We start from the raw sequence: 15,607 nt of genomic DNA on the forward strand, positions 1-15,607 counted from the left end.
GAGTGAAAAGACCGGATGAGCAGACCATGAAGGCGATGGCGGCGCTCATGGGAGATCAGCTGTCAGGGAACTGATCTCCCAGCGATGCCCGATCCGGGTCGTCTCCGGTCATGTAGTCGCGGACGATGCCCGTTCGGTTGATGTCCAAGCGCTCGGGCGGCTTCTCCGACACTGCATCGGCACCTTACGGGCGAATCGTCCAGGAAAGTCCTTGAGGGCGTTGCGGTGTCGTTCGTTCAAAAGCTGCCTACGACCCGCCAGGCACGCAGGACGACCGGCTCGGGCAGCCACCGGCCGTCCTTGCCAGATGGCACCAGCACGTCTAGTAGCTTCAGCGCCGCGGCTGCGCCGGCCGGGTCGGCGTCGAAGTCGGAGCACAATGCGATCAGTTCCTCCTCGTCCACGGATTCGTCGTACTCGACTAGTTGCTCGAACGCCGCCGTCAGCCGTGCTTCGGTGAGCAACCCGGTCGCCTCGAGCAACTGGGTAGTCATCTCGCGCCCGGCGAGCTCCTGCTTGATCAGGTCGCAGATCTTGGTGGCTCGGGACTGCTGTGCGGCGAGCTCGACGGCCCGGTCCAGCAGCAGCGGCCAGCCGCCGGTGGCGTCCATTAGGGCGCTACGGCTGGCATGGTCGCGGAACATGTGCAGCGGCTCGTTCTCCGCCGTCCACGACCGCAGCCCGGCCGGTGTCACACGGCGCAGAGGCACGACCAGGTCCGCGCCGATCACCGCGGATGTCCCGGTGACCGCGCCAAGCATGCCGGGTACGGCAGCATCGACGACCACGACCACGGTGCGCGAGACCCCGGAGTCGGGCTGGATCCTCTCCGCCTGCCCGATAGCAGTCAGCACCATGTCGACCGGTGAACCGGTCAGATCGTCGAGCACGATCCGATGGTCCCCGCCGGGCTCCCCACGGCGTAGCTGGGTGCCGTAGGCGGCCGCGGTGCGGGTGACAGACAGGGCGAACCGAGCGCCGGTCTCCTTCGCCAGTTCCAGCAGTGAGCGGACTCTGCCGACGGCGGTGGCCCGGGTCCCGACAATCACGCGGATGTGGTTGCCACGGGTGGTCAGCCGGGACAACTGCTGCTCGGTGCACGGCGACACCAGCCCGGCGGTCACCGCCCGGCGGGCCTGCTCGGCCGAGGACTGGGTCGGCACGGTGTTCCACTGATCGCTGCACAACTCGTCGTCGATCTCCGCCGCGGTGCCGAGCAGCCGCAGCACGTTGCCCGAGCGCAGCCGCCACCGACCGCCGGACGTGGTCAGCACCCCGAGATCACGCATTTCCTCTAGCAGCGGGGTGAACTCGTCGATGCCGCGCCCGGCGAAGCCCTCCGGCCACCAGCGTTCACACGCGACCCGCAATTCCGGCATGCTCAGGGTGTGGTCGGCGCCGTGCTCGTAAGCGTCGAGTGCCACCATCAGGGCGATCATCTTGTAGCGGGGGTCGAGGTCCAGGGTGAGGTGGACGATCTCGCGGATCTGGCGTTGCAGGGTCGCCGAGTGGAAGACCCGGTCGAGGATTTCCTCGCCGATCACGTACGGCGGGCCGCCCGGCCGGCGTGACACCGCCTCGTCGACCACGGCCCGGCCGACCAACTGCAACAGTTTCGGCTGGTAGTTGCAGTACGCGAGGATTCGGTGGATCAGCTCCGGGGCGGCGAAGCGGATCCCGAGCGCCTCCATCGGGGTGAACAGCAACTGGTAGGCCGGTCCCGGGCTGAGCGGTCCGATAGCGAGTTGCTCACCGAAGTGGGCGCCGGCCAGCGGCTGGTTCGGCAGGTGGGCGAACCGCTGCACCTGGTGCAGGCCGGCGAAGACCGGCTTGAACCGGCGCTCGGTCTGGTCGCGCAGGTTGCGGAGGGCTGTGACGGCGGTGAACCCCCGGTCGGCGTCGGCGTTGAAGAACTCGTCGCACTCGTCGATCAGCAACAGCAGCCGCCGGGTCGAATCACCGTCCAGCCACGCCTTGATCGAGGCAACAACCTTGTCCCCGGGGTCCTTCCAGCGGCCCTTCGGAACCGCGATGTCCAGCTCGGCCAGTTTCTCCGCGACTCGGTCCCACAGGGCGGCCGGGTTGACGCCGACGCCGACGACGTTGGGCATCACCACGTAGATGGCCCGCCAGTTACGGGTCAGGACGAACCGGCGGGCGGCTGCGTGCAGCAGCGCCGTCTTGCCGAGTTGCCGGCCGCCGTATAGCAGGTTCGGGCCCTGGCCATCGGTGATGCTGGACAGTTCGTGGTTGCGGCCGTAGAACATCTCCGACGGCACACCGCCGGAGCCGGGCGGCACGTACGGGTTGACGGCCGCGAACGGCAGCAGGATTCGTTCCATGCTCGGGAATTGGCCGGATCCGTGCGCGGCCAGGTGGGTAAGCGCGATGTCGTCGAGTACGATGACGGGCTTGCCGGGTCGCGTGGCGCAAGCCAGCGCCAGGTCGGTGCGCTGCTGGCGGCCGAGAGGCGCCTGTAGCAGCACCAAGACCGGCAGGTCGCTGTGGTCCTGCTCGAGCCAGCCGATCAGGGTGCGGATCTCGGTGCCGCCCCAGCACACCAGGATGCGCTGCCGGTCACCGGCCAGCGACGCGAACCGGGGCGAGAGCGGCTTGCCGTTGCGGACCACCCCGCTCAGCTCGCGCCAGGTCCGACGGCCTCCACCCGGCAGTCCCTCCACCCGGGTCATGGTGGTGAACTCGATGCCGGCCAGTCGCAGCACCCGCGCCACCGCTATGGAGCGCAGCGTGTCGGCCCGAGCGGTCCGTATCTCCAGCGCCGACTCCAGCCCTGACGCCGCGGCGTCGCGGTCGGTGTCGGGCAGCTGCCCGAAGTCGAGGCCGGCGACGGACCGGCCGGCGCGGATGTCGGCGATCAGACGGTTGGTGATGCCCTCGGGCAGCGCGTCGATGAGGTCGAGGAAATCGCTGAGGTCGCTGCTGGGCGTCGCGGTCGGCGGTGTCTCCTGGTTGATCGCCGCCAGCAGGTATTCCTCCGCGGTGGCGAGGTCTCCGTCGTCGATGCGGGCGATGATCGCCGCGCGCCTGCTGTCGGCGTCCGGTCCGGTGATAGCCGGTTCCGCGGCGACGCGTCGGCGCATCACCTGTTGGGCCTGCTCCCGGTAGCCGGGGAGGTTACCCATGATGTCCTGCAGCCGACGGCGCACCACTCCGAGGTCGCGGGGTCCGAAGTCCGGGTCACCGGAGCCGGGGTCGGCGGCCTCTAATTGCCCGGTGACGGTGCTGTTGGCAGCCTCATCCAGTTGCCCCAGCCGGGCGGCGCGGGCTACCTCCTGCTCGACGGTGCGCCGCAGCGCCCGCAACTGGTCCTGGGAGTTCGTTACGGCCGTCGTCAGCCGCTGGCGCATTTCGGCCCGGTCGTCGTCGGGCGCCGCGGCGATGATGCGATTCGCGGCGGCGAACTCTTCCTGCTGCAGGCGGGCGGCAAACGCGTCCTGCCAGCTGGTGTCCGCCGCGGCGGTCACATCCGCGGTGGTGACCGGCCGCCCCGGTGTCCCGTCGGCGCCGATCGGGAGATCCGGCGCGCACAGCAGGTCTTGGTTCAGCACCTGTCCGGGATCCCTATCGGTGCCGCCGAGGGCGACGCCGTCGAGCATTCCGACGCTGCGGCGGATACTGCCACGGCAGACGATCGCAGCCTCCGCCAGCAACGTTTCCGGGCGTTCGGTGGCCAGAATGGTGAGTTCCTGCTCGGCGGCTGACCACAGCTGCTTGACGTCCTGGCGCAGGTTCGTCAGGTACGGCGAGGCGGCGGCGCCGCGGCCGGCGGTGCGCTGAGTCGCGCGGACCACCTCGATCCACCCGCTGACGGCGTGCGCGGAGGTGTCGACCATCGTCTTGAGGCGCCGCCGGACCTGGCCCTGCAACGGTTTGCCACTACCGATCCGCAGTTCGCTGTCGACGCGCTTGAGTTCGCTGTCGACGTTCTTGACCAACCAGCGGAGGTCCTCGGCGACCGTTTCGACCTCGGCTTGCCGGTCGTGCGCGGCGGCGTCCAGTAGACGCCCAATCAGTCCGGTCCGGGACCACCACCGGTCGATGATCGTGTTGGCGCGCACGAATTCGACGTTGCGGGGCCGGCGGGCCTCGGCCGCGGCCCGCGCCACCGCCGCCGCGACGTCGTTGTCGGCGCCCGCGATCGGGGCGAGCTCGGCCAGTACCTCGGCGCTGTACAGCCAGCCGTGCGTGGACGCGGCGCCGATGGCGTCGCCAAGCGCTCCGAGGGCGGGCAGGTGCGGCATGCTGCGGGACAACTCAACGACGATCTCACCGCCGGTGGCGTCGGCGGCGGCCAGGCTGACGCGCAGTGCCGCCGCGAACATCAGCAGGTGGGCCGGTGGGTCACCGGCCGGGCCGCTGCGCTGCGCCTGCTCGAGTGCCGCGTGCGTGGCCATCGCGATCGGGGAGGTCTCGCTGCGGGTGGCGTCGGCGAGCGCGAACAGATGCAGCGCGTCGGCGGTACGGGCGTCCCCGGCGGCCCGGGCGGCGTGTCCGGCGAGGCTGACCCGGCCGGCGGCGAGCAGCGTACGGATCAGGTCTCGGCTCATCGTCACCGTGCCCGCGGACGTCCAGTCCGCGGTCGAAGCACTGGCCGGAGGCGGCTGCTCTTTCGGCGACGTTGCCGCTGGCTGGCTTTCCGTCGGCGTCGGTGACAGCGTGGCGGGTGGCTGCGGGTCGGGGGCGAGCCCCGCGGTGTCGACGGGCTCGGAGAGTGCGACCGTGGCGCCGGGCGGAGTGGAGTCCGCCCGGCGCGGCAGGGGCGGGACCGGGTCCGGCGCCGTGTCGGGTACGGATTCCGCTGCGACGGCGTCCTCGTCGGCGGCGGTTACCGTCGAGGTGCTGACCGCAGGGGTCGCGGGGCCGGGCGAGGACTCCATGGCCGACCCGGCCGTCGCTGTGCTGGCATCGTCCGGGGCGGCCGTGGTCAGGAGCAGGTTGCCGAACATGGCCGGGTAGGTCACCGGCATCAGACGCGCGGGCAGCTGCTGCTGTGCAGCCATGTGTGCCTGCGCAGCCGCCTGCATGTCACCGGCCGCTGCGGAGTCGATGATGTCAAGCAGCGTGCGCAGGCCGTCGGCCTGACGCTGCTGCTCGGGGGTCCAGGTCGGCGCCGCGACCAGCTCGGCGGCCCAGCCTGAGATCTCGTCGAGTTGATCGCGGACGTCGTCGGGCCCGCGCACCGCGGTGAGGGGGGCGAGCCGGGCGCGTTGGCCGTGCCGGCTGCTGGCCTCGGCGGCCTGCCGCAAAGCGTCGGTGAGGTCGCCTAACCCGGCATCAGCCGGCACCGGCCGTGCGACGTCGGCCAACAGTCGATGCGCTTCACCGGCCACGTCGATGAACGCGGTGATGACGGCGACCAGGCGGCTGTCGGGTACACCAGCGGCGGCCAGCGTGTCGGCGCATTTTCGCGCCGCCTCCAGCGCCGCCTCGTGCGAACTTGTCAGGCGGCCGGCGTGCAGGGACAAGGCCACGGCGGGATCATCCTCGAGTTTGCCGAGCGCCGGTGCCTCGACAATCGCTATGGACTCGCCCCGTGCGGCCGGCGTCATAGGTGGCGCAGGCGCCACCGCGGGGGTCCCGGTGGCCGGCGCGCTGGCCTGATTCGGCTCGGGGAGATGGCGCTGTCCGACCGTCTCCTCGTCGGGTTCGTCGACGGTCGGGTCCGAGGGTGACACCGGTGGCTGCTCATCGGGTTCGCCGGCAGCAGCAACCGTCCGCTCAGTGTTCGGCGTAGTTGTCGGGGCGGGGTTGGTCTCCGGGTTGAACTCCGGCTGCAGCACGGCGACGACCGTGGACCACACCTGTTCGAGCCGGTGGCACGCGTCGATCACCCGATCGAGGCCGGCGGCATGCCAGGCCGGCAGCGCGAGGCCGTGCTGCAGGCTCAGCCGCAGCGCCAACGTCATCCGGTCTGCTCCCCAGAAATGCGTGAGCACAGTGAGCCGGATGCTGTCGGCCCGTTCCGGATTGGCGGTCAACACGGCGATCAGGGCGTCGTCAAGATCGTCGTCATGCCGATGCTGTCGCCAAGTCTCCACGATCGTCCTGACGACGGGACCGGTCGCGTGCCGGATGGCGTGGTCACGCTCGTCCCCGGGCCACTTTCGCAATTTGGCGAGGCCATGACCCGCGGCGACAGGGGTAGGCCGCTTCGCTGGGGGAATCCCCAGGTTCTGCAACAGTCGCCGCCGCGGCGCCTGCTCCATGCTCCACACCAGGCCGGCGAACTCGTCACCGTTCATGCGCTCGAGCACGTCCGCGACTGGGTCGCCGAGCTCGCTCAACGCGGCGGTCACCTGCTCGATCGCGGCGTCCCGGTCGGCAAGCAGCCCGGGATCGAGCCGGTCAGAGCAGTCGAGGCATGCGTCGGGGTCGTGGTCGGGGCGTGGGCCGGGAGCAGCCATCGCGGGTCAACCTGCGCTTTCGGTTGGGAACGAGGGACGGATCACCGGCGGCACCACGGTGAGACGGGAATGGTTCATGGGAGGGTCCGGCCCTCGACGGCGTCGGCGGCCAGCTTCAGCCAGCTGCCGTCGGACAGCGACCCGCGGGGCCCGCCGCGGACGAAGGTGTAGCCGTCCGGCAGTGCGGTGTCGGCATCCGGGCCCCGGGTCTGGCGGATCCACGCGGCGTAGGTGCGGCGGGCGGTGTCACTGGCCCGGTAGCCGTCCGGCAGCCGTCGCGCGAACGGCGGAACCCAATGCTCGCGGACCGCGCCGCGCAACAGCAGCTGCACGGGGCTCTGCTCGGTATGCCGCCGAGCCTGGTCCCGGGCGGTGTCGTTCGGCCACCAGACGAAGGTGTCTGGGCCAGTGCCGCCGGGCTGATCGGCGCGGCCCGCGCCGGGTTCACGGGTCAGCTGGCCGGTCGCAGCCAGCCGCTCGCAGGTATAGATGATGTGTCGTAGCAGTGGCGGATCGGTCAGCCCGGGGCCGAACAGGGCTGCCATCAGCTGCGGTCCGGTCATCCGGCGCGCCCCAAAGGCTCCTGTTGTGCCGTGCCGGCGCACCGCGGTAATGATCAGCCCGTCGAGCTGCTCGACGCCGCGCAGCCGTGAGCCTTGCGTACCTGGGCTGGGCTCGTCGGGATCCGGGTTCGGCGGCTGGTCGCCAGCGGCGGTTGTCCGGGCGGGGGCCGGCAGGCCGAGGGACGCGGCAAGCATCGCGGTGTCGGCGTCCCACCGGTACTCCTCGCCGAACGGCAGCGGCTCGTCGAGCAACGTGGTGGTGACGGTGAGCCGCCGGGCGCCGCGCGCGGCAGCAACCGTGAGTTTGATGCCGGTGTAGAACGTCCACGGCCAGGCGATGCCGTGCAGCACATCGCTGGTGTGCTGCACGTGGTGCAACCGATCGGCGTCGTCGAGGACATCGCCGTCATGGTGCAGTTCTACCAGCAACGTCCCGTCGGCTAGCACCCCGTGGGCGGCGGCCGGCAAGGGCAGTTCGCCGTCAGCCCAGCACGATTCGCGCAGGGCCACGGTAAACACCAGCAGGCTGTCGGCCACGGTGACATCGGTGAAGTGGTCCTTGCCGGTGTCGTGGCCAGCCGGTTCGTCGCTTTCTTCCGCCGCTTGCTCGTCCTTCTCCGCCGGCTCCGGCCGGCCATCGGCGGGAGGTAGGAGCGGGCCGTGCGCCGGCTCGCTCTCGGCGGGTGGCGCGGTATCCCCGGAGTCCGGCGCCGGGTGGTGACCGAGGCCGAGCGGGACGAGGGGATTGGTGGCCAGGACCTCGGCGGGCACGGGCAACCGCTGGCTGCGCCAGACGCCACCGGCTTGCCAGGCGTCGTCGATGCGTAGATGCGTTCCACCGGTCGGGGCGGCGCCGGTGGCCAGGTCGGCGACGGCCAGGTTGAGGTGGATGATGACGGTCGCGGCCCCGGTGAGCTCCAGCGGGTCGTGATGCTCACCGATGCGGGCGGCTACCAGTGGCCAGACCGCGGTGTGCCGGGGCACTGGGCCGGTGCGCGACAAGTCCCGCACGATGTCGTCGAGAACCTCCGGCGCCGGGCTCAGCCTGTCGTGACCGGCGGTCGGTTCCTGGGTTACGGCATAGTGCTGCCAGCGGCGCAGCCCGGCGGCGTGATCGAGCAGGTCCGCGATTGTGGCCAGCGCCTGGTGCACCGCGGCGCTGAGCAGCCGGTCGTCGTCGGGGTTGGTGAGCAGGCCGCCGAGGGGCCCGCCGACCAGCAGTGGCCGGGCGACGGTCAGCAGATGCCGGGCGTAGCCGGCCAGGTCGTCGCGGGCATCTGGGCTGCCGGGTGGGTAGGTGATGTCGTCGGTGAGATGCCCGCGGGCGTCAAGCAGGGTGCCGCGGCGGCGCAGCCGGTGCAGTTCCGCCCGTTCGGTGCTGGTCAGCGGCGCGCCGAACGCCTCCATGTCGAGGACCACGCGTTCGCTCACCACGGCCGGTTCGCCGCCCGGCGCGGGCATCGGCGCGCCGGACAGCGCGGCGGGCAGCCAGCCGTCGGCGTCGACCCGCGAGTCGGCACCCCAGCGGGCCACCACCTCGGCCCACAGTTCCCGGGCGCCGCCGCGGTCGATACGCACGAACGTGCCGACGGGCAGCGGCGGCCGGGCGGTGTCGGCTGGGCGCAGCGGCACGAACAGCGACGGATCGAGAACCTCGGCTCGATAGCCGCGATACTCCAGGTCGTAGCCAAAATGCAGCGCGTTGAAGGCGGTGCAGGTGTGCAGGGGCGCCTGCCGGGCTGCGGCGACCTGGGCGAGGTAGCCGACGATGCGGTCTCGCAGTGCGGAGCCGACGGCGTCCGGGCCGTGCAGCAGTTCCGGTACGAACAACGGCTCGTCGTCGACCGGCCGCCACAGCGGAATCACGGCGGCGGTCATACCGCCGCTGCCTGACCGGCGCCCGGCGAAGCGGCCTGGTGCGCTGCGGCGCGGGTGGCGTCTCGGTCGGCGTGCCGGCGCAGCCGCCAGACCCGGCCGTCGGCGACGACGTTTCCCTGTTCGGTCAGCGCCTGCAGGGACTGCTCGACATGGTGGAGCCGGATGCCGGGGTCGACGCCGCGCAGCCGGTGGTAGAGGAGGCCCGGCCACAGCGGCCGGCGCCGGCCGGTGGCTGCGGACAGATACGTCTCGTCTCCGCGGAGTACCCGGTGGATCATTGTGGCGGTCAGGCCGCGGTAGTTGTCCCATAGCAGGGCCCGCACATAGCGTTGCAGTGCCTGCCGGTAGGGCTCGGCGTCGCGGCGTGCTGACGGTCGCGGGCGTGGCGTGTTGAACGCGGTTAGCAGTGCCGGTTGCGGTTCCGCGATCGTGCTGGCAGCCCAGCAGGACGAGCACCGGCACGCCGTCGTCGTGCAGGTGCCCTCGGGCAGTTCCACGGTGGCGGAAACCGCGAAGTAGCCGGCGAACCCCTCGTTGGCGCACGCGGTGCTGTCGTACCAGTCGCGCAGCTCGCGCAGGTCGGCGAGCCGCCGGGCCCGGTTGCCTGTCATCGTCAGCAGGAAATCCTCCGGCAGCGGTCCGCCGGCGTGCCGGGGCCGCACCGCGACCAGCGTGCGGTTGTTGCCGGCTTGCGACACGTCGGTGACGCCGAGGTCGTGCAGCGCCGCCAGAACCGCCCAGGTCTGCGCCGGGTCGTCGGCGAGCAAACGGTAGCCGGGCACCGCGTCGCCGAGCCGCCGGTGCAACTCGGTGATCCTGTGCCGGCCGGGTGACGCCGCCGCGAGGGCGATGATCGCTGCGGCAGTGGCGGCCAGGGTGTGCTCGCCGACCTCGGCGGGTTCCTCGATCGGGGTGAGGATGACGGTGGCCGGGAAGTCACCGCCGTCGTCGACCACCCCGGCGTCGGCGAGGACCGCGAGGGCCCGGATCACAACCGACCGGTACTGCGACACGGTGGCGGTCTTGCGGGCGTCGTCGCGTGACAGCCGCCCGGCGGCCAGATCAGCGGCGATGCAGTCGTCGGTCACATGGTCCGGGTCGAGTACCCCGGTGCGGCGGCCGGCGGCCAGCACGGCCTGCCCGATCGCGCGCAGTGTCACCGGTCCGAGTCCCTGGGCGGCCATCCACGCGACGGTGCGCAGCCCGCGGCCGGTGCCCAGTGCAAGACCGTAGGACGCGGCGGTGATGCCTCCGGCCGCGCGGCCAGCCTGGTCCCGGCCCGCCCGCCCGAGCTGCTGGTACAGCGCGGCGAGATCGGTGGGCGGTGACACAACGAACACGCAGCGGATGTCGCCGCGGTTGACGCCGAGCCCGAAGGCGCTGGTCGCGACGATCAGCAGCGGCGCGAAACCGTCATCGCCCTTGGCCGCGGCCTCTCGGAACTCGGTGAGGACCGCGGACTTCTCCGCTTCGGAGAGCCGGCCGTGGAAGCGCCGCACCCGCCGGTTGGTATCCCCGGCGAATTCCCGCAGGTGCGCGTACAGGGCGTCAACCTCTTTGACGGTCAGGCAGTAGAAGATCGCATGATCATCACAGGCGGCGGTCACGGCTTCGGTGAGCCCGGCGACCGCGTTGGGGCCGGCTTTGGCCAGCGCCCGCCGGTAGATCGCCAGTTCAGGGCGAAGCGGGTCGGCGGCGACCGTCACCAGTTCTTCGCCCGGTTCCGGTTCTGCCGGCAGGGCGAACAGGCCGCCGCGCAGCCCGCGGCGGACGCTGCGGTTAGCGGTGGCAGTTACGGCGGTGACCCGCACCCCGTACCGGGTGCGAAGTTCGGCCAGCAGCTGAGCGGCGCGCCGGAAGCTGGGCCGGAAGTCGTCGCCCCACTGCACGAACGTGTGCGCCTCGTCGACGGCGACCCGGCGCAGGATCCCGGCCTGCGCGGCCGCGCGCAGCCATTCCTGGAAGCGGCGATTGCCGAGCCGTTCCGGGGACACGTACACCAGGGCGATGTCGTGGCTGCCGGCACCCGTTAGCTGCTCGGCGACCTCCGTCTTGCCGCGCCAGCTATTCGACTCGGTCATCGGCCCGACCAAGGCGCGGACCGCGCCGCCGATACTGGCGTTGAGTTCGAGTGCCTGATCGGCCATCAGCGCGATCAACGGGGAGATCACCACAGTGACACCGGGTAGGGCGAGCGCGGGCAGCTGGAAGGTGTAGGACTTACCGAAACCGGTCGGCAGCAACGCCAGCGCGTCACGGTCCTCGGCCACCGCGCGGATCACCTGCCGCTGTTGCGGTTTCAGCGGCAGCGGGTCGTCGGAGAACCGCAGGTGCCCGGCGATCCGCTCACAGCGCTCGACGAGCAGGTCGGCGAGGGTGCCATCGGCGCGGGCTGCGGCCTCCTCGGCTGTGGTCAGCCGCGCCCGGCGAATCATGCGGGTGGCCGGTAGCAGCGTGTGCTCCTCCAGCGCTGCCGGATCACAAAGCTGCCCGGCCCGCTCCGGGCCCAGCCGCCCGGCGTCGGCCAGGAACCGCCAGATTCGTTCCCAGCCGTCGGCCATCGTGGTCACGTTGCCGCCGGCCGGCTCGCCGGTGCCCGGATCGGCGATCAACAGGCCCTGATCGAGAGACTCGAGAAAGACCTTGCGGTAGCTGCGGCGTAGCGCAGTCCGGCCTGCGAGCTTACGGTCGCTAATCACGATCACCCCGCGGTGTCGGCGCGACCGGATGAGTCGGCCGACGGCCTGCCGCAGGTCCATCGCCGCTAGCGGCAGGTAGTAGTCCTCCGTGGCGACGCGGTCCGGGTCCGGGTGCCCGGCGTCGGCGGCGCGGCGGGCCACCGCGGCGCGGCGGGCGGCGACCACGGGGTCGGCGAAAGGCGCGAACGGCAACTTGTTGATCCACACTAGGGACAGCCTGTCGGCGGGAAAGTCGACGCCCTGCCACATGCCCCGGGTGGCGACGCAGAACCCACCGGTGCCGGTGAACATCCGCGCCGCGCGGGCGTTACCGAGCAGCGGCGCTGCTGCGATCGGCACCCCCGGCGCGGCGGTCGGCAGTTCACGCTGCAGCCGGTCGGTGATCGCCGCTGCGGCGCGGGTGGCGGTGGTCAGCACCAGCGCTCCACCGGTCCAGCCCTGGCCGCCGGGATCGTAATGATCACGCAGTGCGTTGTCGTCCGGCGCCGCCGGCCGGACGATCTCACGGGCATAGCCGGCGAGCTGATGGGCGACGGTGCGAACTGCACCGTTTTCCTGCTCCGCCCAGCTGGGGAAGTCGCTGAAGCAGACCAGCCTGGCCTGGGTAGCCAGGTCAAAAGGACCATTAAGGGCGACCGCGTCGACCTCGGTGCCGAGCCCGAGTCGGCCACGGATGTAGTCCCACCCATCGGCGATCCGCAGGGTCGCGGACACGTAGAAGACGTGGGCGAAACGGGCGCGGGCGGCCTGCCACTGTGGCTCCCGTGCCAGCTCGATGGGGGCGGATGCGGCGGTGAACGCGTACCGGCGGGCTGACTCGGTGAGTCCGCTGAGGTCGTGTTCGATCGCGTACACCACTCGGTTGGAGAAGTCCGGCGCCTCGGGAGCGACCACCTGCGGCCTGACGGCCTCGTCGTCGGCTAGGTCTTCCTCTTCGGCGCTCACCGGATCGCTCAACTCCTCGGCGGCGGCACTGCTGCCGCCGTCGAGCTCACTACCGGCCCCGTCGTCCTCACCACGGTTCTCGGCGTCCGGCGCGACGCCGCCACCGTCCTGCTGCCTGGCGTTGGGGTCAAGGACATCGCGGGCGTCGCTGACGATTTGGCCGGCCGCGTCGGCTAGGGCGGCGATCCGGGAGGCGAGGGACCGGAGACGTTCACGGTCCCACCACGGCCAGCCGCGAGCCTCCTGCGTGTTCAGGTAGCCGGCCAGTCGGCTGTGGATCGCACTGGCCAGCCGGGCGAGCGCGTCGAGACGTGTGAGCATCTGCCGGGCGGGGGCGTCACCGCCGAGCCCGCCGAACGGGCTGGCCAGGGTCGCCGACCGGGCGCCTGGAGCACCGCCGGCCCGGTCGAACACCGCCTGTGCCGCCTTAGGCAGCACCTCGGTGTCCAGCTGTTCCTCCAATTCCCGGACCAGCGTGGTCAGGCCCGGCGGTCCGGAGTTCTCGTTGGCCCAGCGGCGCAGGTCGGCGGCCATGTTCTCAACAAGCCGATACTCGATCTCAGCGCTAGCCGCGCCGGTGGCGGCCTGCTCGAGCGCGTGCGCCTCATCGACTACCAGTAGCGTGTCGTCGGTGAACACGTCGGCGCGGCTCATCAGCAACGCGTGGTTGGCGATCACGAGCCGATGTCCAGCCAGGGCCTCGCCGACGCTATCGGTCATTTCGGTCAACGGTGTTGCCGAGCCCAGGGGATAGTCATCGGCGTCTTGGCTGACACCGCGCAGCCACACCCCAAGCAGCGGTCCCCACATGCCCTGGACGTACTCGCCGAGGAAGATCGGCATGTCGACGGGGTCGGTACTGCGGGCGAGCCAACTCTGCGGCGCGGTCGTTGCGGTGACCAGCCGCCGCACCAGGTAGATCAGCACCTCACGGAAGCCGGGATGCTCGCTGAATCCAGCCCGGGTCGAGCCCCGCCGGCTGGGCCTGCGGCTCGTGGCCGCCTGTGCGGCGTCCGTCAGTGCGGTGACCAGCGACCGCAGCGACAGCCTATTGGTGGCGCCCTTGACCAGGTCCGTCGCGGCGAGCAGCCCGGGCACGACATCGGCGAGCCGGTCGATGTCACCGGCCAGCTGGCTCTGCAGCGCCTTGGTATAGGTGGCGATCACCGCCCGGCGGCGTGGATCGCCGTCGAGCCAGTGCAGTGCGGCGGCGAGCACCGCGAAGCTTTTTCCTGTGCCGGTCGGCGCCTCGCACAACACATCGCGTCCTGCGGCGAGCTGCCGGGTGAGCAGCCGGGCCATGTCCTGCTGTGCCGGGCGGCGCTCGACTGCGCCGTGAGCGGCCGCTTCGGCCAGCGCATGCGGGTCGACACCGCCCGCGTCGTCACGGATCGACAACGGAACCTGTACGGTCGCGGCCGGCAGACCGCGCCGAACCGGCTGGAATCCGCCGCCGGTGTCCACCGCGGCCAGCACGTCGGCGAGGGTTTGCGCCACCAGCGCGTCGTCCGGCACGGCCGGTGGCGGGGTACCGACGGGCAGCAGCGAGGCCAGCAACTCCCAGCCGGGTGACCCAGTGCCAGCGGCCTGGACTAGGGCCCGCAGGTCCGGGTCCCAACTGGCCATGACGGTGGCGGCCTGCAGCAGTAGCCGGCTGGTCAGTTCCGCGTCGTCGGCCGCATCATGCCAACTCAGTCCCTCGGCCGGCACGCCGATGTCGGCCGCTAGCTCGGCGAGACGGTGCGAGGTGGCGTGCGGCCACACCGCGTACGCCAAGTACAGCGCGTCGACGCGCCGGAGGCCGCCGAACCGGGGCTGCCCGGCCCGGTCGGCGGCCTCGTCGAGCATTGGGAAGTCGGCGCCGACGCCGTTATAGGCGATCAGCACGTCCGCGTTGGCCAGGTAGTCGCGCAGCTCGGTGAGTGCTTGTCCGGGGTCGCCCGCCGCGGCGGTGTACCGCTCGCGGACGTTGGCGGAGCGCAACCGGTGCTCCCAGTTGGCGTCCGGCAACCGCAGCCAGGCGTCGAACCGCGGCCGGTCGGCCACCCATTCGGTATCGGCGGAGAGGCGCACCGCGCCGAGCTGGTAGATCCGCCGATCACCGTGCGGATGATCGGCGTCGACGTAGACCACCGACTCGACGTCGACAATTACGGCCCGCAGCGGGCCCGGCCGCCGGCTCTCGCCGGGCCTGGCCGAATCGGATTTCGGGTCGGTGATCACGGCGGACAGCAGGCCATCGTCGTCACGGATCAACCCGGAGGCAAGGGCCTTGCCGGTGAGGGCCCGCAACCGGATTGCGGTGATGTTCGGCCACAGCACGCGGGCGATAGCCAGCAACCGATCGCCGTCGCAGGGGCCGCTTTCGGCAAGTAACGCCTGTAGCTGCCGTTCCCGTGCGCCTGCCGTGCCCGTAAGACCACCCCCGCGCCGTGCTTGTTTGCTGCCACCCTGCCGGTCGGTACCCGTTAACGGAAGGATGTCCGCTGATTGTGAACCCACTCTGCGACATTTTTGCCGATGCGCTGAAGGCGCACCCCGTTTGTCGCCTTGATCAAGACGTTGAGGTGGCCCCCCGCGACAGGCTGGTGGGTAGAAAGTGGCCGATGAGCCCTGCGTGTCCGCTGGTGCCCGCCTCCATATGCGGGCTATGCGAGAGCCGGTGCGGCAGCTCTGCAAGCCATCCTGATCGCGCTGTGAACCCGAGCATCCAAGTGCGACGTCGTTGCAGTGCCAGCAGCGGACGTGAGTTCTTCCGGGGAGCGGGCGGCGCGATTCGGCCTGCATAGGTGGAGCCGGGTGCTCCCGAGCGTGACAAGACTCCTTGAGGATCTCGGTCTAGAGAGCAGCGCCTTTGGTGTGAATCGTCATGACACTTGCGAACAGGAGTAGGCATATCTGCGAGGGGCCATTATCGATCTAGTGATAACCCATCGCCGCGATGCTATGCGTTCAGCTTGTCGCGCCAGGCCAGAAATTCGCGTAGCTCGGTTAGGTCGGGAGTCGGGCCGCCGGTGTGGATCGTGAATAGGCGGGCGCCCAGCTCGTACATCCTGTCGCGGTCCTCGGTCTTGCCCATCACCGAGATCTCGATCTC

General features: G+C 70.9%; 3 protein-coding genes. All 3 read right to left on the reverse strand.

Translation table 11 applies throughout. The annotated features are described in order from the left end of the window. Positions 1–236: 236 nt before the first annotated feature. Complete coding sequence (locus AB0I88_RS32145; protein ID WP_361033224.1) at positions 237–6,425, reverse strand: hypothetical protein; 6,189 nt, start codon at positions 6,423–6,425, stop codon at positions 237–239. 74 nt (positions 6,426–6,499) lie between these two features. Then, a complete protein-coding gene (locus tag AB0I88_RS32150) occupies positions 6,500–8,866 on the reverse strand; it encodes a hypothetical protein (protein WP_361033227.1) in 2,367 nt (788 codons plus the stop codon). Next, the gene (locus AB0I88_RS32155) at positions 8,863–14,850 is read right to left on the reverse strand and encodes a DEAD/DEAH box helicase (protein WP_361033230.1); all 5,988 of its coding nucleotides are present in this window, start codon (positions 14,848–14,850) and stop codon (positions 8,863–8,865) included. The genes AB0I88_RS32150 and AB0I88_RS32155 overlap by 4 nt, the downstream gene beginning before the upstream one ends. Positions 14,851–15,607 lie beyond the last annotated feature (757 nt).

Origin of the sequence: Actinoplanes sp. NPDC049802, from assembly GCF_040656595.1 — a bacterium.
Taxonomy (GTDB): domain Bacteria; phylum Actinomycetota; class Actinomycetes; order Mycobacteriales; family Micromonosporaceae; genus Actinoplanes.

What these genes read in the sequence shown, in the direction of transcription:
- AB0I88_RS32150 (WP_361033227.1), bottom strand. Translation starts at nt 8,866, where the DNA reads ATGACCGCCGCCGTGATTCCGCTGTGGCGGCCGGTCGACGACGAGCCG.
- AB0I88_RS32145 (WP_361033224.1), bottom strand. Translation starts at nt 6,425, where the DNA reads ATGGCTGCTCCCGGCCCACGCCCCGACCACGACCCCGACGCATGCCTC.